This window comes from Streptosporangium sp. H16 (assembly GCF_051918855.1).
Taxonomy (GTDB): Bacteria; Actinomycetota; Actinomycetes; order Streptosporangiales; family Streptosporangiaceae; genus Streptosporangium.
Map to the genome: position 1 here is coordinate 133,657 of NZ_JBPXMD010000018.1, position 22,993 is coordinate 156,649.

Below are 22,993 nucleotides of genomic sequence, written 5' to 3' on the forward strand. Positions count from 1 at the left end.
CGATGATGAGTTGACTTATAATAAACGTCCTCATCATTGATGGAGGTAACCATGGACAAGCCGATAGAGATGTTCGATCGTGACTACGAGTGGTCGGAACTGTCGCGCTTCGTCCGTTATTCGGGACCGGAGGCCACGCTTGGCGTGGTGTCCGGACGCCGCCGCCAAGGTAAGACCTTCCTGCTGGACGCGGTCTGCCGGGCCACGGGAGGGTTCTACTTCGCCGCGACCGAGGCGACCGAGACCGAGTCTCTCCAGCAGTTCGGCACGGCGCTCGCCCGCCATCTCGGAGAGCCGGTCCCCCGCAGGTTCGCGAACTGGGACGAGGCCATCGAATTCCTCATGACCATCGCCGTCGCCGGGCCGACCCCCGTGGTCATCGATGAGTTTCCCTATCTGGTCAGGGCTTCTTCACACCTTCCCTCCCTGATCCAACGGGCTCTCGGCCCTCAGGGGCAGCGCCACGGCAGCGCGGTACGGCTCCTGCTGTGCGGATCGGCCCTGTCCTTCATGGGCTCGCTCCTCGCGGGAACCGCGCCGCTCCGTGGTCGGGCGAGCCTGGAGTTGGTGGTTCCCACCCTCGACTACCGGCTGGCCAGGGATTTCTGGGGCATCACCGATCCGGCCCTGGCGTTGCTGGTCAACGCCGTCGTCGGCGGCACCCCCGCCTACCGGCGCGAGTTCACCCTTGGCGACGTCCCTGACGACATCGAGGACTTCGGGCCGTGGGTGATGCGCAACGTGCTCAACCCGGGTCGTCCCCTGTTCCGTGAGGCCCGGTTCCTCCTCGCCGAGGAGCCAGAGCTGCGGGACGTCGCCCTATACCACGGTGTCCTGTCGGCGATCGCGAACGGCAACCATACTCGCGGCGGCATCGCCGGATTCCTCGGCCGCAAATCCACCGACCTGAGCCATTCCCTGACGCTCCTGGAAGACGTCGGCATGATCACCCGGGATCCGGACGCCTTCCATGGCAAACGTTCCACCTACCGCATCACCGAGCCCATTCTCAGCTTCTACCACGCGATCATGCGGCCGGAATGGACCGACCTGGAGCGTCCCGGTTATGCCGGACAGGTCTGGGATCGTTCGCAGACGGCGTTTCGCAGCAAGGTCCTCGGCCCCCACTTCGAACACCTGGCCCGCACCTGGACGCGCTGGTACGCCGATGCCGAAACCCTCGGCGGTCTACGCACCCGTGTCGCCTCCGGTGTCCTGCCCGACCCGGCGGCCAGGAACAGCCACGAGATCGACGTCGTCGTCTTCGGCCGTGACGGCGACGGCAGAGAGGTCATCCTCGCGATCGGCGAGGCGAAGTACGGCGACGTCGTCGGTCGTGGTCACCTTGAGCGCCTTGAGCGCCTCCGGGAACTTCTCATCCGTCGCGACGACCGCGCCACTCCCGGCACCCGGCTGCTGCTGTTCGGCGCCGCCGGCTTCATGCCCCAGCTGCGGGAGACCGCGCAGGACCGCGTGGACGTGCAACTCGTCGATCTGGCCCGTCTCTACGAGAGGTCCTGAACGACCGGTGCCCTGTCCCCGCGCCGCGGTGCCGGAGGACAGGGCATCGGATTGCGTACGTCAGACGGTGAAGTCGCGCAGCAGGCCCGTGTACCTCTTGGGGCCGGGAGGGGCGAACTCGCCCCGGGTGCTCGTCCGCAGGCCGAGGCAGACCAGCGACTCGACGAGCTTGGTCGCCACGGCCACGCCGTCGATCACCGGGACGCCGACGGCCCGGGAGACGTCCGCGCAGAACGAGGCCATGCCCGCGCAGCCGAGCACGATCGAGTCGCATCCGTCCCGTTCCACGGTCTCGGCGCAGAGGGCGGTCACCACCTTCCGCGCGTCCAAGGACGGGCCGTCCAGTTCCAATACCGGGATGTCGCAGGCGTGCACCCCCCGGCACGCGCCCGCGAAGCCGTACCGGGCGGCGAGGTCCCATGCCCGGCCCGTGGTCCTGGCGAGGGTCGTCACGACGCTGAAGCTCCGGCCGACCAGGGTGGCGGCATGCATGGCCGCCTCGGCGATCCCGACCACCGGTCCCGAGGCCAGCTCGCGGGCGGCGTCGAGGCCGGGGTCTCCGAAGCAGGCGATGACGTACCCGTCCGCCCCCTCCGCCTCGCCCGCCGCGATCTCCGCCAGCAGGCCCGGCACGGCCAGTGCCTCGTCGTAGTGGCTCTCGATCGACTCGGGGCCCATCGCCGGGTTGACGGCCGTGACGACGGTGGACGGCGCCGCGACCGCCCGGGCGCACCGGCCGATGTTCTCGGTCATGGCCCGGGCGGTGTTGGGGTTGATCACCCGGATTCCGACGCGGGTCATCAACCGGCCAGGGTCGTGCCGTCCGACACCCGCTCGGCGTCGCGGTCGAGACCGCCGATCCTCGGCGACATCCGCTCCAGCACGGTGAACGCCACGAACCCGAGCCCGCAGCCGACGAACCAGCTGTAGTCGGCGATCCAGGTCACGTCGGCCGTGGTGAGCTCCAGGTCCAGCAGCATCTTCGGCAGGAGCACCGACGCGATCGCGGGGACCCCGCTGAGCACCGTCGCCCAGACCGCGTTGGGGTTGTAGCCGCTCCGGAAGAAGTAGCGGCCGGTCGGTTCGAGGGTGAACAGGTCGTCCACCCACACCCGCTGGCGGCTCACGATGTAGTAGCCGGAGATCAGGATCCCGAACAGCGGCCCGATCAGCGCGCCGAGGATGCCGAGCGTGTAGTGGATGGCGTCCGGGTTGCTGTACCAGTTCCACGGCGTGAGCAGCACGGAGCCGACCGCCGCGATCATGCCGCCGGTCCGCCAGCTGATCTTCTGCGGGTTCACGTTGGAGAAGTCGAACGCCGGGGAGATGAAGTTCGCCACGATGTTGATGCCGATGGTCGCGATGACGAAGGTGAGCCCGCCCAGCAGGATCGCGAACGGCGTGTCGATGCGCTCGACCGTGTGGATGGGGTCGGTGATGAGCTCGCCGAACACGGGCACGGTCGCCGACGCGGTGATCACCGTGAGCAGCGAGAAGAACAGGAAGTTGACCGGCAGCCCGAGCAGGTTGCCCTTCTTCACCGCCGCGAACGACCTCCCGTACCGGGAGAAGTCACCGAAGTTCAGCATCGGCCCGGAGAAGTACGAGACGACGAGGGCGATCGCGCTGAGCATGACCGGGATGGACGCGCCGAAGTCGAGGTTCTCGCCCTCGGAGAGGTCGAGGCTGATGTTCTCCCAGCCCGCCTGGCCGACCAGGTAGACGGCGAGCACGACCATGACGACGTACACGGCGGGGCCGGCCCAGTCGATGAACCGCCTGATCGCCTCCATGCCCTTCCAGAACACGGCCGCCTGGGCCACCCAGAGGATGGCGTAGCAGATGTAGCCGAGCGCGGACAGGCCGAGGAAGCCGCCCTCGTTCAGCGACGCCGACGCGGGCCAGAACTTGAGGAAGATGATGATGAGCGACTGGGATGCGAGGTAGGTCTGCACCCCGTACCAGGCGATCGCGATGAGCCCGCGGATGATGGCGGGGATGTTCGCGCCGCGCACCCCGAAGACCGCCCGGTTGATGACCGGGTACGGCACCCCGGTGACCTGGCTGGGCTTGGCGACCAGGTTGCAGAACACGTTCACGATCACGATGCCCGCGAGCAGGGCGAACAGGACCTGCCAGCTCGCCAGCCCGAGGGCGAACAGGCTGCCCGCGGTGACGTAGCCGCCGACACTGTGCACGTCGGACATCCAGAAGGCGAAGATGTTGTACGAGGACCACTTCTGCTCGCGGAGCGGGGCCAGGTCCTCGTTCGCGAGCCGGGGGTCGTAGCCGGGCTTGACGAGACCGGCGCCGACGGGCATGCCTGCCGCCTCGACGACGTCGTGTAGTTTCGGCTGGGACGGTGCGCTGTGTTCGGTCATTGTCAGCTTCCGTGGGGGGTACGGCGCGGGAACCGGTGTCCCGCGTGCGGGCGTGCCGAGGCGGAAGGTGCCCGGGATCGGCTCGGGGGCTCGGCGCGAGGAATCGGCTTCGGAGGATCGGCGAGAATGGCGTGTCGGCGCAGCCGTGGCAACCGTTCGGGACTGCTCGACGGGCTGGGTGACGGGCCGCGGCATGGGCTGCGGCCGGGGTCGTCGCAGGGGCTGTGGCGTGGGCTGTTAAGTGGTCACTTAACAGCTGCCGTCAATGTATGCCTTGACACCCGAGCCCTAATTTCACCCGCGTAAAGGCCTTGTGACAATTGGTGTGGAGGCCGTGACAGGCATGACCCCGGAACCCGGCACGGAGATCGAGGCGATCACGAACGAGCACCTCGGCCGGAGGCTTCGCGAGCTGCGGCTCCGGTCGGGGATGTCGCTGCGCGCCCTGGCGCGCGAGCTCGGCATCTCGGCCAGCGCGGTCTCCCAGATCGAGCTCGGCACGATGCGGCCGTCCGTCAGCAGGCTCATCGCCTTCGTGTCCGCGATCGGCGTGCCGCTCGCGGCCGTGTTCGACACCGCCGAACCGCCCGGCGCCGGCCCGGCGGGGCCGGGCACACCCGCCGGGCGGTTCGCCATCCGGCGCTCGTGGGAGGTCGCCCCCATCCGGCTCAGCGGCGGCGTCACCTTCCGCAGGCTCTCGCCCACGCCGTCACCCGACGTCGAGTTCTTCGAGTCGACCTATCCGCCGAGCTCGACCTCCAACGCCCACGGCCACTTCCTCAAGCACGAGGGCTACGAGGTCGGGACGGTGACCCGGGGCGAGCTGACCATCGACTTCGAGTCGGAGGTCGTCACCCTCGCCGAGGGCGATTCCATCACCTTCCCGTGCAGCCGCCCCCACATCATCGGCAACCGCTCGGAGACCGTCATCGCCGTCGCGACCTGGCTCATCGTTCACCACTGAGTTCGCCACCGAGTTCGCCACCGAGTCCACCACCGGGTTCACCGCTGACCGTCGGAGACTCCTTCCGACGGTAGGAGAGGACCACGCCCGTCGTGTAGAGGCCCACCCCCAGCAGGACCATGAACACGATCGTGGGCCACTGCAGCCACGGCGGCAGGTAGAGGGCGAGGAACCACGCGCGCGTCGGGCTCTCCGACGCCTTGAGGTAGCCGGCCAGCAGGCCCTGCGGGAACAGCGGGATCGCGCCGACCGTGAAGCAGATCCCGATGATGATCTGCTTGTGGCGCGGCAGGGACTCGAAGGGGAGCCGCCCTCTCGCGCCCGGCTTCGGAGCCGGTCGGCGGCCGGTGCGCATCGTGTCGAGCAGCTCGGGCCCTTTCTCCAGCAGCCGCCGCTCGGCGAGCAGCCCGAGCCCCCAGTAGCAGAGAGCCCCCGTCAGGATGCCGACGGCGACTCCCGCCCAGCCGAGGAACCCGGCCGCGATCGCCGCGGGAGCAGCGGTGAGGGCCGTCAGCGCCAGCACGGCGTACACCATGCCGGTGACCGCGCCGTCCTCCTCCGTGGAGCGCAGCGGGTTGCCGCCGCGCCGGTGCGGGTCGGTGCCGGGGATGAGCCCGTACACCGAGACCAGGGGGACCAGCCCGGCGCCGCCGCCCAGCAGCGCGAGCAGGACGGCGACCAGCATGGGCCACGGCCCGCCGGTGACCGCGGCGAGCGAGACCGTCACCACGAGGGCGACGGGCGCGACGGTCAGCAGCCACGCGTGCTGCCGCCCGCGGACGTCGCTCGCGCCGGGCGTCATGAGCGTGAGCCACAGCGCGGTGCCGTCGGTGCCGTAGAGGTTGGCCGACATGGCTGCGGCCATCACGACGAACACCGGTCCCGCCCAGGGCAGCATCCCCGTCCAGCCCACCAGCAGCGGGGCCGCGGCGAAGCACACGCCGTAGGCGAGGGCGAAGGTCAGCTGGTGGGTGCGCACCAGGTCACGCGACCAGGTGCGCAACTCCTTGGCGAGTACGGCGCCGGAGGCGGTGGTGGCCCGGATCGGCCGGCGTCCCCGCGTGGCCGCCCTGGGCGCCCCGGCCCGCCGGGTGAGCAGCGCCGCCCACGCGGCCAGCAGCAGGACGACCAGCAGCGCCATCCCGCCGAGGGCCGCCAGGGCCCGCGACCAGTCGGCGGACGCGGCGGCCTCGACCGCGACCGTCCCCCAGCCGGAGGGCAGGTAGCGGGCCGCCGTCGCCACCACCGGCGGGACACCGGCCGTCTGCCCGAGTGCCATGAAGACGACCCAGATCTGGCCGAGGAAGGCCAGGATCAGGCCGTTGGTCAGCCCGGCGCCGACCGCGCCCACGCGGGAGCGCAGGGCCAGGCCGAGCAGGGCGACCGCGACCCGGGAGAGCAGGACGAACACCACGAGCTGGAGCAGCAGCGCGGGGATCGAGACGAGCGCGGCCGCGACGCCCTGCCGTACGCCGAGGACCGCGAGCCCGGTCAGGGCGAGCAGGCTGATCACGGGCGCCACCCCGACGAAGGCCGCCACGAGCAGTCCCGAGGCCAGGCGGCGCGGTCGCAGGCCGAGCAGCGTGAAGTACTCCGGGCGGAGCGTCTCGTCGCCGCCCCCGGCGAAGACGGGACCGAAGATCCAGCCCAGCATCCAGACGGCGTAGACGGCCGGGAGCAGGTCCGGCCAGGAGAGGGCCGTGAAGATCGTGCCGGCCGCGAGGACCAGGCCGACCAGCGCGCCCATGACGACGAAGCCGGCCCGCTGTCCGCTCATCGAGTGACGGAGCACGGCCACCTTCATGCTGACCATGGTCAGTTCGACAGCCACGTCAGCTCCTTCACGCCGCCGTCGGCGGTGCCGACCAGGCCGACGAAGGTGTCTTCGAGGGAGCCGGCGCCGCGGACCTCGTCCAGGGAGCCCGCGGCGGCCACCCTGCCCTTGTCGATCACCGCGACGTGGTCGCAGAGCTGCTCCACCAGGGCCATGACGTGGCTGGAGAGCACGATGGACCCGCCCCCGGCCACGAAGCCGCGCAGGATCGTCTTGATCGTCGCGGCGGACACCGGGTCCACGGCCTCGAAGGGCTCGTCGAGCACGAGCAGCCTCGGCGCGTGCAGCAGGGCGGTGGCCAGGCCGATCTTCTTGCGCATCCCGGTGGAGTACTCGATGACGAGCGTCTTCTCCGCCTCGTCGAGCTCCAGCACCGACAGCAGTTCCTCGGCGCGCTGGTCGACGACCTCGCGCGGCAGCCCGCGGAGCAGCCCGAGGTAGGTCAGCACCTCCCGGCCGGTGAGCCGTTCGGGCATGGCCATCCCGTCGGGCAGCACGCCGACCAGCGTCTTGGCCGTGGCCGGGTCGGACCAGACGTCGGCGCCGAAGATGCGCGCGTGGCCCTCGTCGGGACGCAGCAGGCCGACGGCCATGGACAGGGTGGTCGTCTTGCCCGCCCCGTTCTGGCCGACGAGCCCGTAGAAGGAGCCTTGGGGGATGGTCAGATCCACGTGGTCGACGGCGACCTTCTCACCGAAGGTCTTGCACAGGCCGTGGATCTCGAGTGCTGCGGGCATGGGGGTACTCCGGATCGCGGGGGGCAGAAGTCAGCCGGTTGGTACGCGAGGTGACCGAGACAGAGATCAAGAAATATAAGCTTTTGAGAACTTACAGCCTCGATTACATCGCGATCACGCTCTCCACCGGAAGAACGGTCTCCCGGATCGCCCCTGGCACGAGGTGTCCGTCACTCGGCGCGCTCACCGGCGACCTCATGAGCGGACGGGATCCGGCCGACCTATCCTGGGAGGGGTGGAAGAGAACCGGGCACGACGGATCGTTGACGCGCTGCGCGATCGCGGAATAGACGGCCACCTGGCGAGGGTCGGCGTGTATCAGTTCGGGATACGCGTGTCACTGCCCGACGGGCGCGAGGCCGAATGGGACACCGACGGCACCGCGGGCCTCGAAGCCCAGGTGATGCGCAACGGGATGCTGGTCGGTTTCGTCCCCGTGATCGAGGGGTCCGAGGACTTCGACGAGCAGCAGGTCCTCGACGCCATCGCGCGGACCGACTACGACCAGCCCATCGCCAGGCAGCGCGCGCAGGCGCCGCCCCCGGCCGAGCCCCTGCCCCGCATCGGCGGTGTCTTCCGCCGCTTCTTCGACGGCTTCCGCTACCGGTGACGACAGCCTGAGCGGCTTTCCGCCCGCCGTCCCTCGGCGGAAGGGTGACGGCGGCGGACCGCGGCAGCCCGGGCGGGTGTCCACACGAACTTCATGATCTTCATGGCCGGGCGGCTCAGGCGTAGACGGACGCGAGCCACGCGCCCCAGATCCGCTCGGCGTCGGCCTGGTCGACGTCGGCGAAGATGTGGTGGCCGGTCATGATGACGCCGCCGCCCCCGACGAACCGCAGTAGCGCGTCGTCGGTCCGCACGCCCAGGAAGCCGGGGGCGAGCACCGTGTCGACCAGGCCGTCCACGCTCTGCCCGTCGATCGTGAAGTGGACCTTGTCCCCCTCGCTGACGTCCTTGGACAGGCCCACGGCGCGCGTGAGGCCGGCCCAGGCCAGGTTCTCGTCGGGCTGCTGTGGGGCGAGCGCGGTGACCGGCACGGCGGTGCGGCCCGGGAAGTGCTCCAGATACCGCGCGAGGGTCCGCAGATAGAGCGGGTTGCCCTTGCGGAGCGCGTCGTACTCCGCCTCCCAGTCGCCGGTCAGGACGCCGCTGTGCACGAACCGCAGCACGGCGCCGCCACCGTCACGGCCCTCCACGAGGTATTCGAACGCCATGAACGCGCCGTCCTCTCCGGGCTCCGAGCGGTAGCCGAACCGGTGCGGCGGCTCCCAGGCGGTGACCGTGGCCTCGCCGGTGAAGCCGGGCATCGCCATGGACGTCCTGCCGCCCTCGCGAGGCTCGATCTCGTTCTTGCCCATGAACCACGAGTCGACGCCGGGGCCGGTCGCGATCGCCTCCCAGACCTCCTCGGGGGTGGCCTGGAGATCCACGTCGTGGGTGAGACGGAATTCGTGCGACATGTCAGGGCTCCTTGGTGTCGTCGCCGCCCGCGGCGATCCGCGGTGCGGTGTTCGAAATCCCCCTTCGAACATGCCTCGACGATAGCGTCCGACGACTCCTATCGTCAATACAAGAAAAATTGTCGGTGACGGACAGGCAGGCGGACCCGCCACCCCCGCCCCCGCCGCGGCCGGTGGCGGACCGGCCGAGCGTGTCGGTGCAGGTGAAACGAGCCGAACGGCCGAGGCCCGAGCCACCGACGCGGCCGGGGAGACCACACGCCCGGACTCCGAGTCCCCGGGCCTCCGCAGGTGGCCGGGAATGAAAACGATTCTTTACATGGCCTTGGAAGTGACTGTATGTTATCGAGTAATCACTCTACGAACTCAACGAATGTAGGTGAGCCACATGCCGGACAACGGCACTGAACGCTCCCCCGACCCCCGGGTGGCGTTCGCGGACGCGGCGGCGGCCAACACGGGCGAGACGGACGAGCGGCCGGGAGCGGCCGACCGTGCCGCCGTGGTCGCGAAGACCGACGACCACCTGCCGCCCCTGGCCGACCAGCCGATCGACGACAGGCCCCTCGCCATGCGATTCACGGAACCGGAGGAGTAGAGATGCAACTGCACTTCCGTAACCGCTACACCTCCAAGGTGTGGGTCGCGATCATGTTCTACAGCCCCGACGGCTGCCGCGACTACGGTCAGTGGGGCACCCGGGGCTGGTGGCCCATCAACCCGGGCGGCGAGGCGTTCGTCCTCAACACCGACAACCGCTACGCCGCCTACTACGCCGAAGCGGCCAACGGAGCCGTCTGGACCGGCGCCTACGGCCCGATGTACGTCTACCAGAACGCCTTCGACTCCTGCATCGGCATCGGCAGCACCGCCGCCAGGCTCGTCGGCACCCGGCTGATCGACATGAACGGCTACTCGAGCTACTACGTGAATCTCACTTCCTGACGCGCTCCCCCCACATGACGCGCCGGCCGGCCCCGACCGGCTCCGCGCGGCAGTGGGAGAGGACGCGGATGAGCGCCTCCTGAGAGACGGACGCCAGAATCCCTTCTCCAGGGTCCGTCCCCCTTCGCCCGGGAGGCGCTCGATCCCCGCCGAAACCGTCCGCCTGTCCGCGGGCTATCCGCGGGTTCCGTTCCCGGCCACCGTGACCGCCTCGGTGAAGTGCTGATACCGGGTCAGCTCCTCCTCCATGGGATCCAGTACCATCTCGCGGCCGACCTTGTCGACGCTCGACCGCAGCGCCTTCGCCGCCTTGCGGGCCCGGCGCCGGCCACCGAGCCAGGCGGCCACCCGGGAGAGCAGCGCGATCAGCAGACCGAGCAGGACGCCCCCGATCAGCAGCGTGGTCGGCCAGGGCAGCTCCCCCGCGGTCGGCAGGTAGAGCTGCGGAAGTCGGAGATAGTCGAGGGCGACCAGGGCGAGCAGCCAGATCCCCCCGGCGAGCACCGTCGCGAGCGCCAGCCACTGCGCCAGCCCGGCCAGCCGCCACCACAGGGGCCGCTTGGAGACCCCGAGCGAGGTGGTGGCCACCGCCCGGTCCAGGCCGTCCTCCAGCTCGTCTCCGCGCGACCTCGCCGCCTGCCGCACGGCGGCGGCCCACGGCGCGGGAAGCCCCGCGGAGGCGGCGCCGGCGGCCTCGCGGATCGCGGTGTCCATCCGGGAGCGCTGGACGACGGTCGCGACGGGGATCGACGTCCTTCCGATGACGTTCCCCGGCTCTCCTGGCTCCCTTGGCACCACCCGTTCTCCAGTGGACCGGCTCGTGGCGTCCAGGCGGAGGCGGCGGAGCGGGTCGGGCCGCAGACGGCGGATCCACCGGGTGGGCGGCCAGCCGGTGGCGGCGACCGAGCGGTGCCGGTGGGACTTGGCCACGGCCTCGACGACGACCGGCACCCCGGCGGCCTGCGACAGCGCGTCCCTCAGCGGCCTCGCCAGGCCGTCCGGCCCGCTCGCGACGTCAGGAGGGGTCTTGCCGGGGGTGACGCCGGACGCCTGGAGGAGCGCGTCGGCGGCCATCCCCGCGTCGGCGGCGAGGCGGGCGGACCAGGACCGCCGGTCGGCGACCCGGGAGGTGAGCAGCGAGCTCAGCTCGGGGATGCCCGCGCCGGTACGGGTGGACGCCCCGACCACCGGGACACCGGTCAGCCCGTCCTCGTCGAGGAGCCGCCGGAGGTCCTTCAGGCACCGCTCGGCGGCGGCCGGGGAGAGCCGGTCGACCTGGTTGAGGACGACGACCATGACGTCCCGGTGCCGGGCCAGCGGCCGCAGGTAGCGGTCGTGGACGGCCGCGTCGGCGTACTTCTGCGGGTCGAGCACCCACACCAGCAGGTCGACCAGCTCGACGAGCCTGTCGACCTCCAGTCGGTGCGAAGGCTCGATCGAGTCGTGGTCGGGCAGGTCCAGCAGGATCAGCCCGGCGGCCTCCCCTTCCGTCCCGAAAGCCGTCCCGCCGTCCCGCTCGCTCAGCTCGGTCCCGCTCGCACCGGCCGACCGGCCGGTGCCGGGCCGGGGCCCCTCACCGTTCCCGTGCCACGGGCTCTGGGCGACCTGGGCGGAGGTGTCGAGGAGCTCGTGACGGCGGGGGATCTCCAGCCAGTCGAGCAGCGGTCCCGCCCCGGCGCCCTCCCAGAGCGCGGCCTGAGCGGTCGAGGTGGTCGGCCTGGTGACGCCGACCGTGGCGAGTGAGGTACCCGACAGCAGGTTGAACAGCGAGGACTTGCCGCTGCCGGTGGCCCCCGCCAGCGCGACCGCGGTGTGGTCGACCGACAGGCTCGCGCGTACGCCGGCGCGGGAGATCACCGAACGCGCCGCGGCGACCGCGTCGGCGTCCAGCCTCCCGTCGGCCAGGTCGGCGGCGCGCGCCAGCGCCGCCAGCCGGTCGTCCAGCGAGACCGTCTTCTCTCGTCGCAGCAGCTTCACGCCTGGCCCGCCTCTCCCGCACCGGTGGCACGCGAAACGCCGTCAGGTGCGCCGGTCACGTGTGGGAGGCCGTCGGGCGGTCTCCGGGACTCCCCCGCGGCGATCGGGACGGAACCCGCGGGGAGCGCGGCCCGGCGGTCCGCGACGGGGAGCTCGCGCAGGTGCTCGCGTACGGCGTCGGCGGTGGCGCGGAGGGCGGGGGCGGTGCCCTCGGGGGGCTGGACGGCGTCCAGCAGGTCGGTGAAGCGGCCGGCCTCCTGACCGAGGAGGATCGCCACGCGGGCGCGCAGGTCGGAGCGGGCCTTGACGGTGAGGTCACGGACGGCCTGATCGCCGAAGACGGCCTCCAGGACCTTCTGGCTGAGCACGCTGGTGCCTCCGGCGATGCCGACCTCGATGCCGGTCAGGCCGCCGGTCGAGGCGAACACCGCGATCATCAGCAGCAACCCGGCCCCGTTGAGGCCGAACGAGGTGACGCGGGCGGTGGTCCGCCTGTCCGCCCCCTCCTCGCGGACCAGGTCGAGCACGTACGACTGCCAGCCCCTGACGGCCTCCTCGGCCCTGGCGGGCAGGTCGGCGGAGGCGCGGCCGAGACGCCCGGCGACGGCGACCCCCTCGCGTTCGAGGAGGGCCCGCCCCGAGGGATGCGACGACCACGACTCCAGCAGGCGTTCGGCGGCGCTGTCGGCCGAGGCCCTGATCAGCGCCTCCACCCCGCTCTCCAGAGCGGTCCGCAGCTCGCTCTCGGGCGCGGGCCGCCCGGTGACGAAGGCCATGACCCGGTCCCTGAACCTGCCGACCCTGCTCTCCAGGGAGCGCATCAGGTCGCCGGTCCCGATGAAGTCCTGCCAGCGGGCCAGGACCTCGCCGCGCAGCAGCGACCCGTCCCGCATGCCCTCGTCGAAGGTGGACAGGCCCACGGCGTAGGCGGCGTCCGCCATCGAGCGGAGCTCCTCGGCCCCGGTGTGCTGGCGGTCGACCGCCGCGGCGAGCGCGGGCACGCGGGTGGAGAGGCTCTCCAGCGCGCCGGACAGGGTCTGGCGCACCACCTCGGCGCGGGAGCGGGAGTCGGCGGCGATGGCGATGAGCCAGTCGGCGATCGGCTGGACCGCCTGGCGCGGCAGGCGGGCGTTCTCGTCGGGCAGTACCAGCTCGGGCACCTCGAAAAGGTGCGTCCCGCCCAGGCCGTTCGCCTCCAGCAACCGGTTCAGGTCCTTGCGCACCACGCCCATGGCCTCGGGGGGGACCCTGGACAGGACGACGGCGAGGGCCGTGCTCCGCTCCCTGGCCGAACGCAGGAAACTCCAGGGGACCTCGTCCGCGTACCGGGAGGCGGTGGTGGTGAACAACCACAGGTCGGCGGCGGCGAGCAGCTGGGCGGCCAGCTCGCGGTTGGCGGTGACGATCGAGTCGATGTCGGGGGCGTCGAGCAGGGCCAGGCCCGGCGGGACGGCCGCGGCGGTGACGATCCGGAGCGTGCCGGGCTCACCCCTGCCGCTCCCGGTGACGCGCGGCAGGCCGGGCAGGACGTTCTGGGCGGTGAACCACTCGCGGTCGACGGGGCTGGTGACCAGGGTGGGGGCCATCGTCGTGGGCCGCAGCACGCCCGGCTCGGAGACGTCCTCGGCGACCAGGGAGTTCACCAGCGTGGATTTTCCCGCCCCGGTGGAGCCGCCGACGACGGCGAGCAGCGGAGCGTCGATCGCGCTCAGCCGGGGGATCAGGTAGTCGTCGAGCTGGCCGGTCAGCTCGCGCAGCGCCCGGCGGTCGGCCGCCACGTCGCCGATCGCGAGGGGGAACAGGTCGCGGTCGAGATGGCACCGCAGCTCTCGCAGCGTCTCCAGAAGACCGTCGTTGTCACCCATACGGTCGATCCTGCCCTACGAGGGCCCCTCTAGACGCGTTTGGCCCCACCGCTCGACCGGGTTACGGGGGCGAACTCGGTAAAGCGGTGGGGCCCAGCCCTCGGACCTCATCCGCGGGCCGTGCCGAGCTCGTCTCCCCCGCAGCTGGAGGCGAGCCCGAGCCCATCGGATGCTTCCGAGGTGATCGGGGGTCGTGCATTGTCTATTGGAACACACAAAACTCAGAAACGGGTCAGCTAACGCTGAATATCAGCTGAAGATTCAATCACTATGGGGCGGTCGCAGCACATAGCCCACGCCGCGGAGGGTGTGGATGAGCCGGGGCTCGGCCGTGTCGACCTTCCGGCGCAGGTAGGAGACGTAGGACTCGACCACCCCGGCGTCGCCGCCGAAGTCGTAGTTCCAGACGTGGTCGAGGATCTGCGCCTTGGAGAGCACCCTGCCGGTGTTGACCATGAAGTAGTGCAGGAGCTTGAACTCGGTCGGCGACAGCCGTACCGGGACGCCGGAGCGCCAGACCTGGTGCGCCTCCTCGTCCAGCTCGAGGTCACCGACCTGCAGGCGGACCGGCAGGTCGAGGTCTCCCCTGGTACGGCGGAGCACGGCCCGGATGCGGGCGAGGACCTCCTCCAGGCTGAACGGCTTGGTCACGTAGTCGTCGGCCAGGCGCAGCCCGGCGACCTTGTCGTCGGTGGCGTCCCTGGCGGTCAGGAAGAGCACGGGCATCTGCCCGCTCATCTCCCGCAGCCGCCCCGCCACGGCGAAGCCGTCCATGTCGGGCAGCATCACGTCCAGCACGACCAGGTCGGGGCGGATGCGCTCGGCGAAGTGCACGGCCTCCCTGCCGTCCACCGCGGTCACCACCTCGAACCCGGACAGGCGCAGGCTGGCCGAGAGCAACTCCCTGATATTCGGTTCGTCGTCCACGACCAGCAATCGGGCTTCCACTCTGTCCAGCACATCCCGAGGCTCGCCCACCTCGCTGGAACGCAGCTCAGCCATGGCTGAACGTTTCCTGAGAACCGTCCCGGCACCGCTTGCGAGAAGCGGTTCGCCCGCGCTCACGGCGACCGGCGCGCCGCCCAGGGAAACCCGGTTCACCACCGCCTACAGGAAACGGCCCGCCCCTCGCCCGCGGCCGGTTCACCGGCGTCCGGCGCCCGACGACGGCTCGGTGATCACGGTCGCGGTCACCGAGCCGTCGTCGGCCGCCGCCCCGCGTACGACCACCGCGCCTCCGGGCTCGAGGTCGGTGACCTTGCCCTCCTTCGTGACGCGTACGGACGTCTCGTCCGTGGTGTTCACGGTCACGACCGAGCCGTCCGCCGTCTGGACGTAGACCTTGCCGTCCTCGACCCGCTGCACCGTGCCGACGGTCATGCCACCCCGGCCACCACCGTCCTGACCGGCCTCCTGGCCCCCTTGACGGCCCTGGCCGCCGCCGAAACCGCCGAAGCCACCGGGGCCCATGTCGCCCTGCCGCGTCGCCGTCGCGGGGACGCCGGACGGACCGCCCATCGCCTTCTGGGCCTGGATGCCCACGATCACCCCCGCCACGAGCATCACCCCGGCGCCCAGCACGAGGGTGAGCGTCGGCAGGCGGCGCGGCGGCCGGGCCGCCAGCTCGCTGTCCAGGTCCCCCCGGAACGGGGAACTCTCCAGCGCTCTCCCCGCCGGGACCGTCTCGTCGGCGTCGCCGCCCATGTCTCTCTCCTTGCCTAAGCCGCCTGAGCCGGGTAAGCCGTACGGGTCACTCGTGACGCAGTGCCTCGATGGGCCGGAGCCTGGCCGCCCGGTTGGCCGGGTAGCCGCCGAAGAACAGCCCGATGCCCACGGAGACGCCCAGGGCCAGCGCGATCGAGGACGGTACGAGCACCGGTGAGATCCCGGCGATCGTGAAGCGGGTGCCGGCGAAGGCGACCGCGACCCCCGACAGGCCGCCCACCAGGCTCAGCACCGTCGCCTCCAGCAGGAACTGGCCGAGAATGGCGCTCCTGGGCGCGCCGATGGCCTTCCTGATGCCGATCTCCCTGGTCCGTTCGGTGACGGTGACGAGCATGATGTTGGTGATGCCGATGCCGCCGACCAGCAGGGAGATGGCGGCGACCGCGCCGAGCAGGGCGGTGAAGATTCCCACGGTCGAGCTGACGGTCTCCTGCAGGGTGGCCTGGTTCAGGATCCGGTAGTCCGCGACGCCCGCCGGGGTGATGCCGTGCCGCTGGTTGAGCACGGCGGTCACCTCGGCCTGGGCGGAGTCGGTCGTGTCGGCACCGGTCGCCTGCACGATGATCGAGCCGAGCGCGCCGAACCCCGTCAGGCTCTGCTGCACGGCGGGCAGCGGCACGACGGCCACGTCGTCGGCGTCCTGCATGCCCGCCGAGCCCGACTCCCTGAGCACCCCGATCACCGTGAACGGCACCCCGGAGACGCTGACCGGCCTGCCGACCGGATCGGCCGTACCGAACAGCTCCTCGGCCACCGTCCGCCCGATGACCATGACCTTCCTGGCGGCGAGCACGTCGTCGTTGACGAAGTAGGTGCCGCTCTCGACGGGCCTGTTCGTGGCCTCGAAGTAACTGGGGTAGGTGCCCACGAACTGCGCGATCGTGTGGCTGGCGCCCTCGTGGACGGCGGTGGCCGCGTTCGCGGTCACCACGGGCGACACGCTCCGCACCGAGGGAACCTGCTCGCGGTCGGTCAGCGCCCTGGCGTCCTCCAGGGTGAGCTGCCTGGCCTGGGTACGCGGGCCCTCGTTCTGGCCCCCGGCCGCCCGGCCCCCGCCCCCTCCCCCGAAACCTCCGCCGCCGCCCCCGGCGAAGGACGCCGAGACGGTGAGGGTGTTGGCGCCGAGCCGCTGGATGGACTGCTGGATGCTCTGCGAGGCCCCCTCGCCGAAGGCGACCAGCAGGATCACCGCCGCCACCCCGATGAGGATGCCGAGGGTGGTCAGGAAGCTGCGCAGCTTGTTGGCGGCCAGCCCGCGGAGCGCGAACCTCAGGATCTCGAGCCGGCTCACGCGGTGACCTCCGGCATGCGGGGCGGGAGGCCGTCGGCGGGGGCCTGGCGGCGGTCCTCGACGATCCGGCCGTCCACCAGGCGGATGACCCGCTTGGCGTGGGCGGCCACGTCGTCCTCGTGGGTGATGATCACGATCGTCCGGCCCGCGACGCTCAGCCGGTCGAGGATGCCCAGCACGTCCCCGGTGGAGGCGGTGTCGAGGTTGCCGGTCGGCTCGTCGGCGAGCAGGAGGGCGGGCGCGGTGACCAGCGCCCTGGCCACGGCCACCCGCTGCTGCTGGCCGCCGGAGAGCTCGTTCGGCTCGTGGCGGACCCGGTCGGACAGGCCGACCTGTTCCAGGGCCGCCAGGGCGCGGGCCCGCCGGTCGGCGGCGCCGACCCCGCCGTACGCCATGGGCAGCTCGACGTTGGCGAGCGCGCTCATCCGGGGGATCAGGTTGAACGACTGGAAGACGAATCCGATCTTCCGGTTGCGGAGGACGGCGAGCCTGCGCTCGTCCAGCGAGCCGACGTCGGTGCCGTCGATGCGGTAGTCGCCGGAGGTGGGCACGTCCAGGCAGCCCAGGATGTTCATGAGCGTGGACTTGCCGGAGCCCGAGGCGCCCATGATGGCGACGTAGTCGCCCCGGTCGACGCTGAGCGACACCCCGCGCAGCGCCCGGACCTCGGCGTCTCCCCTGCCGTACACCTTGGTGATGTCCGTGAGGGACAGGACGGGGACGGTCATCGGCCGTTCCCTCCCCCGGCGGGGCGCATGCCGCCGCCTCCGCCCCCGCCGTTGCGACCGCCGCCCCCGCCGCCGAGGCCGGGGAAGCCGCCGCCCTGCCGGGTGGTCTCGGTGGCCGCCGGGCGGACCACCCGGTCGCCCTCGGCGAGCCCGGACCTGATCTCGGTGAGCGCGTCGCCCTTGATCCCGGTCTCCACCTGGACGGGCACCTGGCGCCCGTCCCGCAGTACGGTCACCGTGCTCCGCCCGCCCGCCGTGGAGATCACCGCGGAGGAGACGGCGAGCACGTCCTCGGCGCGCTCGACGACGACCCCGACCGTGGCCGTCTGGCCGAGCCTGACCTGCTTCGGCACCTTGGTGAAGGAGATCGTCACCGGGTACTGGACCACGTTGTTGCTGGTGGTGGCGGTCGGCTGGATCTGGGTGACCTTGCCGGAGGCGGTGACCCCGGTGAGCGCGTCGAACCCGATGGAGGCCGTCTGGCCGATCTTGAGCTTGGTGACGTCGGCCTCGGTGAAGGTGGCGACGAGTTCGAGCCTGCGGGTGTCGGCGAGGTCGACGAACCCGCCCGAGGCGTTCGCCGCGCCGTCCGAGTTCGCGGAGGCCCCGGAACCGGCCGAGTTCTTCGCGTTGGTCGCGGCCTTGGCGGCGGTGCCCGAGGAGCCGCCGACCGTGCCGTTGACGGCGGTGACCGTACCGGCGAACGGCGCCTTGATGACGGTGCCCTCCACCGCGCGCTTCGCGGACCGGTAGGTGTTCCTGGCCGTGACGTACTGGGCGTAGGCCGCGGCGGTGGAGGTGTCGTCGTCGGCGGTGTCGAGGGCGGCGGCGGCCGCGTCCAGGCTCTCCTGCGCCGAGTCGTCGTCCAGCCGGGCGAGGATCTGCCCCGCGGTGACCTTGTCCCCGGCCTTGACGTAGATCTTCTCGACGGTGCCGCTCGATCCGAAGGAGAGGGACCGGGCGCGGGCGCTGGCCACGGTTCCCGAGGCGGAGACGGAGGCCGAGACCGTGGCACGGGTCACCGCCACGGTCCGCACCGCGGCGTCGGCGGATGAGGCCTCGCCGCCGAGGGAGGAGTAGGCGATCACCACTCCGCCCAGCAACAGGACCCCCAGGGTCCCGTTCACGATCAGCGCTCCGCGCTTGGTCGACAGCTTCACAGCGCCTGACCCTGGCGCATCAGGCTTGGACTCACCCCGGCAAAGGCTGAAGATTTCCTGCAGACCTGGTCGTACCGCCCAGGATGCACAGCAAACCTTCAGGGACCTGTGAGCATGCTGTGAATCAGGCGGTCCAGGATGTCCGCCATGAGACCGACCCATCTCCCGAAGAAGCTGCGCGCGGGAGGACTCGCCCTGGCCGCCCTCGTCCTGGTGGGCACGGGGGCGATCGTCGTGTTCGACGGCGGCTCCGACCAGGCTCCCCGGGTGGAACTGGCGTCCGCCAGGCGCGGGACGGTGACCGCCGCGGTGTCGGCCGCGGGCAGCACCGTGGACGACGGCACCCGCGACCTGGCCTTCGGCGGTTCGGGGACGGTCACGAAGGTCTACGTCAAGCCCGGGGACAGGGTCGGCAAGGGGGACGTGCTCGCCAGGATCGGTTCCGCCCCCGCACGCGAGCGCTACGACGCGGCGAAGGCGCAGCTCGCGGCGGCCGAGGAGGCGCTGGACACGGCGGGGAGCACGCCGGAGAGCACGGGGACGGCCGAGGCCGGGCAGCAGGCCGGAGGCCAGGACGGGGACCGGGCGGTTGACCGGACCGGGGATCAGACGGGGTCCGACCAGACAGGGGATCGGACGGGGTCGGACCGGACGGGTCCCGCCAGGCAGGCCGGCTGCGAGCCCACGGCGACACGGCCTCCGGGAGCGAACGCCACCCCCACGACGACACGGTCTCCGGGGGCGGATGCCACCTTCACGCCCGCCCCGACCAGGACGGGTGCCCCCACGCAGGGGCCGGGGCCCGCGCGCACGCTCTCACCACCCTCGACATCCCCGCCGGCCGGATCGGCGCGCACGCTCTCGCCGTACCCGGCGTCCGCGCCGGCCGGATCGGCGCGGACGGCACAGGTCGTCCCCGCGGGCGGGATAGTCCCCGCCGGGTACCGCTTCGCGGCGGCCCCGGCCCTCACCCCCACCCCCGTTCCGGCGCGGAACTCCGCGTCCGTACCGGCACCGACCGCGACACCGGTGGCCGCGACACCGGTGGCCGCGCGGACGGGTGAGGGCGCTCCCCAGCCCGCGCCGACGGTCACCGTCACCGTGACGGCCGCTCCGACGGTGACCGTGACGGCCACCGCGACGGTCACCGTGACCGCGAGGCCGCACGGGGGCGAGCCGCCCGCGACCACTGGCCCCGGTCCCGCAGTCCCGCCCTCGGGCCCCTCGACCGGCCCCGGCGAGCACCCCGGACCGACGGCGGGCCCCACCGGTCCCACCGGTCCCACCGGTCCCACCGGCACGGCGGTACCGACCGCCACTGCCAGGCCCACCACCACCGGATGTCCCACCCCGAAGCCGAGCGCGAGCACGGGAACGGGAACGGACAGGAACACCGGGCAGGACGGCGGGCGGAACACCCAGCAGGGCCCTCGGCAGGGTCCCCAGCAGAACGGCGGAGCCGGGCGGGGGACGCTCACCGTGGAGCAGGCCGAGGCCCGCGTGAAGCAGGCCCGGGCGGAGCTGACCGACGCCAAGGAGGAACTCGCGGGTGTGCGGATCGTCGCCCCCACCGACGGCACCGTCATGTCCGTGGCCGGAGCGGTCGGCGACAGCGCGGGCACCGGCACCTTCCTCACCCTCGGGGACCTGGACGAGCTCCAGGTGGAGGCGCTGTTCACCGAGTCGGACATCGGCAGCCTGAAGTTGGGGCAGCAGGCGGCGATCACCCTGGCCACCCGGCAGGGGGAGAGGTACACGGGCACCGTGACGGGGATCGCCCCCACCGCGACCACCAGCGACCGGCTGGTGAGGTACGGCGTCACGATCGCGTTCGACGAGCCCCCGGCGAACCTCCTGGTGGGCCAGACCGCCTCGGTCACCGTGACCGTCGCCGAGTCCGCCGAGACGCTCTACGTCCCGGCGCAGGCCGTACGGACCAGGGACGGGGTCTCCAGGGTCACCGTGCGGGGAGGCGCCGAGCGGGTCGTGGAGACGGGGGTCCGCGGCGACCGGTACGTCGAGGTCACTTCCGGGCTGTCCGAGAACGACCGGGTGGTACTGCCCGGCGGCGCGGCCGGAGGGGAGTTCCCCGACAGCAGCTGGCCGGAACCCGGTACCGGCGCCCCCTGAACCGGGCGGTGACGGTGATCGGCCGGACCGGCGGGACCGGCCGGACCGGCGGAGTCAGCCGGATTCCGGTGGGGTCCGGCCGGGTCCGGGTCCGGGATCGGGGTCCGGCCGGGTCCGGAGGCGGGGTTCAGCCGGGTCCGGAGACGCGATCCGTTCGGATGATCCGCGGGCGCGGTTCAGTCGGATTCGGGGGCAAGCGGGAGGATCACCCGGAACGTCGAGCCCTTGCCGGGCTCCGACTCCACGGCGACGCGGCCGCCGTGCGCCTCGACCATCGCGGCGACGATGGCCAGGCCGAGACCGCTGCCGCCGTCCTCGGGGGCGCGCCGGCCCCGGGCGGAGTCGGCGCGGTAGAACCGCTCGAAGACGCGTTCACGCTGCTCGGTGGTGAGGCCGGGCCCGTCGTCGGCGACCTCGATGACGGCCATGCCCTCGTCGCCGGAGAGGGCCACCCGTACGGGGGTGCCCTCGGGGGTGTGGGTGAGCGCGTTGGTCATGAGGTTGCCCACGACCTGGCGGAGCCGTACCTCGTCGCCGGAGACGATGAGCGCGGAACCGTCCACCGAGAGCGTGACCTCGCGTTCCGGGGCGAGGATGCGGGCGTCGTGGACGGCGTCGGCGGCGATGGCGAGCAGGTCGACCGGACGCATGACCATCGGCCGCTGCTGGTCGAGCCGGGCCAGCATCAGCAGGTCGTCGACGAGCAGGCCCATCCTGACCGCCTCGGACTCGACCCGGCGCATCAGCGGCGCGGCGTCGATGCCTGGCGCCTGCCGGTAGAACTCGGCGAAACCCCGGATCGAGGTCAGTGGCGTGCGCAGCTCGTGCGAGGCGTCCGCGACGAACCTGCGCATGCGCTCCTCCGAACTGCGGGCCGAGGACTCCGACTCCGAACGGGCGCGGAAGGCCGTCTCGATCTGGGCGAGCATGCCGTTCAGTGACCGGCCGAGGCGGCCCACCTCGGTGCGCGGGTCGGCGTCGGGGACGCGGCGGCCCAGGTCTCCGGCGGCGATGGCCTCCGCGGTGCGCTCGATCTCCTCCAGCGGGCGCAGGCTCCTGCGGATGATCACCACACCGGCCCCGGCGAGCATCAGCACCAGGCCGCTCCCGCCGAGCAGCTCCACCAGCGCGAGCTGGCCGACGATCTGCCGTACCTCTCCCATGTCCACGGCCACGATGAGGGTTCCGCCGGTGTCCAGCGAGGTCACCCTGACTCGCCAGTCGCCGCTCTCGAACGAGTGGCCGCCCTGTCCCGGGGGCACTTCCGGCCCCGGCTTGCCCTCCACGTCGATGCCGCTGAGCAGGACGAGGGTCTTGCCGTTCCTGCCGCGGAGTTCCAGCCTGGCGTCGGACGGCATCGACTTGCCGACCAGCGCGACAGATCCCCGGTTGTTCATGCGGCGCAGCGCGGAGTCGGTGGTCAGGTCGATCTGGCCGTCGACGCGGTCGATCAGGTAACCGCGCATGATCGAGACGCTGCCGATGCCGATGAGGGCGAGCGCGATCGTCAGCAGGACCAGGATGACGCCGATCAGCTTCACCCGCAGGGGAGTCGCGTTGAGCATCACGTGCCCGGTGGTAAGCGCAGCACGTATCCGACGCCGCGCAGGGTGTGGATCAACCTCGGTTCGACGTTGTCGATCTTGCGGCGGAGCACGGAGACGTAGGACTCCACGATCCCGACGTCGCCCCTGAAGTCGTAGTCCCACACGTGGTCGAGGATCTGGACCTTGGACAGCACCCGCCCCGCGTTCGCCATGAAGTAGCGCAGGAGCTTGAACTCCGTCGGCGACAGCGACACCGCCCTGCCCCCGCGCCACACCTCGTGGCTCTCCTCGTCGAGTTCGAGGTCGGCGAAGGTGAGCCGGGGCGGCCGGGGCGCGAGGTCGCCGGAGCCGGTACGGCGCAGCACGGCCCGGATGCGGGCCACGACCTCCTCCAGGCTGAACGGCTTGGTCACGTAGTCGTCCCCGCCTACGGTCAGCCCGCGAATCTTGTCCTCGGTGGCGTCACGCGCGGTGAGGAAGACCACCGGCGTGTCGCTGCCGCCGCCGCGCAGGCGCCGTACGACGTCGAAGCCGTCCATGTCGGGGAGCATCACGTCGAGCACGATGAGGTCGGGCCGGTGCCGTTGGACGGCGGCGACGGCGTCCGTGCCGTTGCCCGCCGTGTTGACACCGAACCCGGCGAACCTCAGGCTCGCGGCCAGAAGCTCGAGGATGTTGGGCTCGTCCTCGACGATCAGCAGGCGGGCCTCGGGTGAGTCGGTCAC

General features: G+C 71.7%; 20 protein-coding genes. 6 read left to right on the plus strand and 14 right to left on the minus strand.

Annotated features, from left to right (window positions below):
* Window positions 1–51 precede the first annotated feature (51 nt).
* Window positions 52–1,521 (plus strand): AAA family ATPase, encoded by a 1,470-nt coding sequence (locus ACTOQ2_RS27685; RefSeq protein ID WP_440103434.1) that lies wholly within the window; start codon window positions 52–54, stop codon window positions 1,519–1,521.
* A 60-nt stretch (window positions 1,522–1,581) separates the two neighbouring features.
* On the opposite strand, the gene ACTOQ2_RS27690 is transcribed toward ACTOQ2_RS27685, so the two are convergent.
* Both ACTOQ2_RS27690 and ACTOQ2_RS27695 read right to left on the minus strand, forming a co-directional pair.
* Window positions 1,582–2,322 carry an aspartate/glutamate racemase family protein gene (locus ACTOQ2_RS27690; protein ID WP_440103436.1) on the minus strand — a complete coding sequence of 247 codons (741 nt, stop codon included), beginning with the start codon at window positions 2,320–2,322 and terminating at the stop codon, window positions 1,582–1,584.
* Window positions 2,322–3,902, minus strand: a complete 1,581-nt coding sequence (locus ACTOQ2_RS27695) for an NCS1 family nucleobase:cation symporter-1 (protein ID WP_440103438.1) — start codon at window positions 3,900–3,902, stop codon at window positions 2,322–2,324. The genes ACTOQ2_RS27690 and ACTOQ2_RS27695 overlap by 1 nt, the downstream gene beginning before the upstream one ends.
* 343 nt (window positions 3,903–4,245) lie before the next feature.
* On the opposite strand from ACTOQ2_RS27695, the gene ACTOQ2_RS27700 reads away from it, so the two are divergent.
* On the plus strand, window positions 4,246–4,866 hold the full coding sequence (locus ACTOQ2_RS27700) for a helix-turn-helix domain-containing protein (protein WP_440103440.1): 621 nt from the start codon (window positions 4,246–4,248) through the stop codon (window positions 4,864–4,866).
* On the opposite strand, the gene ACTOQ2_RS27705 is transcribed toward ACTOQ2_RS27700, so the two are convergent.
* Window positions 4,850–6,697 (minus strand): hypothetical protein, encoded by a 1,848-nt coding sequence (locus tag ACTOQ2_RS27705; RefSeq protein WP_440103442.1) that lies wholly within the window; start codon window positions 6,695–6,697, stop codon window positions 4,850–4,852. The genes ACTOQ2_RS27700 and ACTOQ2_RS27705 overlap by 17 nt on opposite strands.
* A complete protein-coding gene (locus ACTOQ2_RS27710) occupies window positions 6,682–7,437 on the minus strand; it encodes an ABC transporter ATP-binding protein (RefSeq protein ID WP_440103444.1) in 756 nt (251 codons plus the stop codon). The genes ACTOQ2_RS27705 and ACTOQ2_RS27710 overlap by 16 nt, the downstream gene beginning before the upstream one ends.
* Window positions 7,438–7,672: 235 nt before the next feature.
* On the opposite strand from ACTOQ2_RS27710, the gene ACTOQ2_RS27715 reads away from it, so the two are divergent.
* A complete protein-coding gene (locus ACTOQ2_RS27715) occupies window positions 7,673–8,047 on the plus strand; it encodes a hypothetical protein (protein ID WP_329086781.1) in 375 nt (124 codons plus the stop codon).
* 115 nt (window positions 8,048–8,162) lie between these two features.
* Here ACTOQ2_RS27715 and ACTOQ2_RS27720 read toward each other — a convergent pair whose 3' ends face one another.
* The gene (locus ACTOQ2_RS27720; protein WP_440103446.1) at window positions 8,163–8,900 is read right to left on the minus strand and encodes an SRPBCC domain-containing protein; all 738 of its coding nucleotides are present in this window, start codon (window positions 8,898–8,900) and stop codon (window positions 8,163–8,165) included.
* A 379-nt stretch (window positions 8,901–9,279) separates the two neighbouring features.
* On the opposite strand from ACTOQ2_RS27720, the gene ACTOQ2_RS27725 reads away from it, so the two are divergent.
* Both ACTOQ2_RS27725 and ACTOQ2_RS27730 read left to right on the plus strand, forming a co-directional pair.
* Window positions 9,280–9,498: a hypothetical protein gene (locus ACTOQ2_RS27725; protein ID WP_440103448.1), complete on the plus strand. Its 219-nt coding sequence runs from the start codon at window positions 9,280–9,282 to the stop codon at window positions 9,496–9,498.
* Window positions 9,499–9,500: 2 nt separating this feature from the next.
* Window positions 9,501–9,845, plus strand: coding sequence for a DUF1036 domain-containing protein (locus ACTOQ2_RS27730; protein ID WP_440103450.1), 345 nt, complete (start codon window positions 9,501–9,503; stop codon window positions 9,843–9,845).
* Between the two features lie 174 nt (window positions 9,846–10,019).
* On the opposite strand, the gene ACTOQ2_RS27735 is transcribed toward ACTOQ2_RS27730, so the two are convergent.
* The 7 genes from ACTOQ2_RS27735 to ACTOQ2_RS27765 form a co-directional block, all read right to left on the minus strand.
* On the minus strand, window positions 10,020–11,822 hold the full coding sequence (locus ACTOQ2_RS27735; RefSeq protein ID WP_440103451.1) for a GTPase family protein: 1,803 nt from the start codon (window positions 11,820–11,822) through the stop codon (window positions 10,020–10,022).
* Window positions 11,819–13,687 (minus strand): ABC transporter, encoded by a 1,869-nt coding sequence (locus ACTOQ2_RS27740; RefSeq protein ID WP_440103452.1) that lies wholly within the window; start codon window positions 13,685–13,687, stop codon window positions 11,819–11,821. The genes ACTOQ2_RS27735 and ACTOQ2_RS27740 overlap by 4 nt, the downstream gene beginning before the upstream one ends.
* Before the next feature lie 261 nt (window positions 13,688–13,948).
* Entirely contained in the window at window positions 13,949–14,689 is a 741-nt protein-coding gene (locus tag ACTOQ2_RS27745) for a response regulator transcription factor (protein WP_440068910.1), read from the minus strand.
* 141 nt (window positions 14,690–14,830) lie between these two features.
* On the minus strand, window positions 14,831–15,391 hold the full coding sequence (locus ACTOQ2_RS27750; protein ID WP_440103454.1) for a hypothetical protein: 561 nt from the start codon (window positions 15,389–15,391) through the stop codon (window positions 14,831–14,833).
* Window positions 15,392–15,437: 46 nt separating this feature from the next.
* Window positions 15,438–16,703 (minus strand): ABC transporter permease, encoded by a 1,266-nt coding sequence (locus ACTOQ2_RS27755; RefSeq protein WP_440103455.1) that lies wholly within the window; start codon window positions 16,701–16,703, stop codon window positions 15,438–15,440.
* On the minus strand, window positions 16,700–17,431 hold the full coding sequence (locus tag ACTOQ2_RS27760) for an ABC transporter ATP-binding protein (RefSeq protein WP_440068916.1): 732 nt from the start codon (window positions 17,429–17,431) through the stop codon (window positions 16,700–16,702). The genes ACTOQ2_RS27755 and ACTOQ2_RS27760 overlap by 4 nt, the downstream gene beginning before the upstream one ends.
* A complete protein-coding gene (locus ACTOQ2_RS27765) occupies window positions 17,428–18,591 on the minus strand; it encodes an efflux RND transporter periplasmic adaptor subunit (protein WP_440103457.1) in 1,164 nt (387 codons plus the stop codon). The genes ACTOQ2_RS27760 and ACTOQ2_RS27765 overlap by 4 nt, the downstream gene beginning before the upstream one ends.
* Before the next feature lie 147 nt (window positions 18,592–18,738).
* Between ACTOQ2_RS27765 and ACTOQ2_RS27770 the strand changes: the two genes are divergently transcribed.
* Window positions 18,739–20,721, plus strand: a complete 1,983-nt coding sequence (locus tag ACTOQ2_RS27770; RefSeq protein ID WP_440103459.1) for an efflux RND transporter periplasmic adaptor subunit — start codon at window positions 18,739–18,741, stop codon at window positions 20,719–20,721.
* Between the two features lie 176 nt (window positions 20,722–20,897).
* On the opposite strand, the gene ACTOQ2_RS27775 is transcribed toward ACTOQ2_RS27770, so the two are convergent.
* Both ACTOQ2_RS27775 and ACTOQ2_RS27780 read right to left on the minus strand, forming a co-directional pair.
* Window positions 20,898–22,286 (minus strand): HAMP domain-containing sensor histidine kinase, encoded by a 1,389-nt coding sequence (locus tag ACTOQ2_RS27775; RefSeq protein ID WP_440103500.1) that lies wholly within the window; start codon window positions 22,284–22,286, stop codon window positions 20,898–20,900.
* The gene (locus ACTOQ2_RS27780) at window positions 22,286–22,993 is read right to left on the minus strand and encodes a response regulator transcription factor (protein ID WP_362841158.1); all 708 of its coding nucleotides are present in this window, start codon (window positions 22,991–22,993) and stop codon (window positions 22,286–22,288) included. Before ACTOQ2_RS27780 ends, ACTOQ2_RS27775 begins: the two co-directional genes overlap by 1 nt.

Coding starts and splice junctions, on each gene's coding strand:
- ACTOQ2_RS27775 (WP_440103500.1), bottom strand. CDS start 22,286: ATGCTCAACGCGACTCCCCTGCGGGTGAAGCTGATCGGCGTCATCCTG.
- ACTOQ2_RS27720 (WP_440103446.1), bottom strand. CDS start 8,900: ATGTCGCACGAATTCCGTCTCACCCACGACGTGGATCTCCAGGCCACC.
- ACTOQ2_RS27690 (WP_440103436.1), bottom strand. CDS start 2,322: ATGACCCGCGTCGGAATCCGGGTGATCAACCCCAACACCGCCCGGGCC.
- ACTOQ2_RS27695 (WP_440103438.1), bottom strand. CDS start 3,902: ATGACCGAACACAGCGCACCGTCCCAGCCGAAACTACACGACGTCGTC.
- ACTOQ2_RS27685 (WP_440103434.1), top strand. CDS start 52: ATGGACAAGCCGATAGAGATGTTCGATCGTGACTACGAGTGGTCGGAA.
- ACTOQ2_RS27710 (WP_440103444.1), bottom strand. CDS start 7,437: ATGCCCGCAGCACTCGAGATCCACGGCCTGTGCAAGACCTTCGGTGAG.
- ACTOQ2_RS27760 (WP_440068916.1), bottom strand. CDS start 17,431: ATGACCGTCCCCGTCCTGTCCCTCACGGACATCACCAAGGTGTACGGC.
- ACTOQ2_RS27740 (WP_440103452.1), bottom strand. CDS start 13,687: ATGGGTGACAACGACGGTCTTCTGGAGACGCTGCGAGAGCTGCGGTGC.
- ACTOQ2_RS27730 (WP_440103450.1), top strand. CDS start 9,501: ATGCAACTGCACTTCCGTAACCGCTACACCTCCAAGGTGTGGGTCGCG.
- ACTOQ2_RS27700 (WP_440103440.1), top strand. CDS start 4,246: ATGACCCCGGAACCCGGCACGGAGATCGAGGCGATCACGAACGAGCAC.
- ACTOQ2_RS27745 (WP_440068910.1), bottom strand. CDS start 14,689: ATGGCTGAGCTGCGTTCCAGCGAGGTGGGCGAGCCTCGGGATGTGCTG.
- ACTOQ2_RS27770 (WP_440103459.1), top strand. CDS start 18,739: ATGAGACCGACCCATCTCCCGAAGAAGCTGCGCGCGGGAGGACTCGCC.
- ACTOQ2_RS27750 (WP_440103454.1), bottom strand. CDS start 15,391: ATGGGCGGCGACGCCGACGAGACGGTCCCGGCGGGGAGAGCGCTGGAG.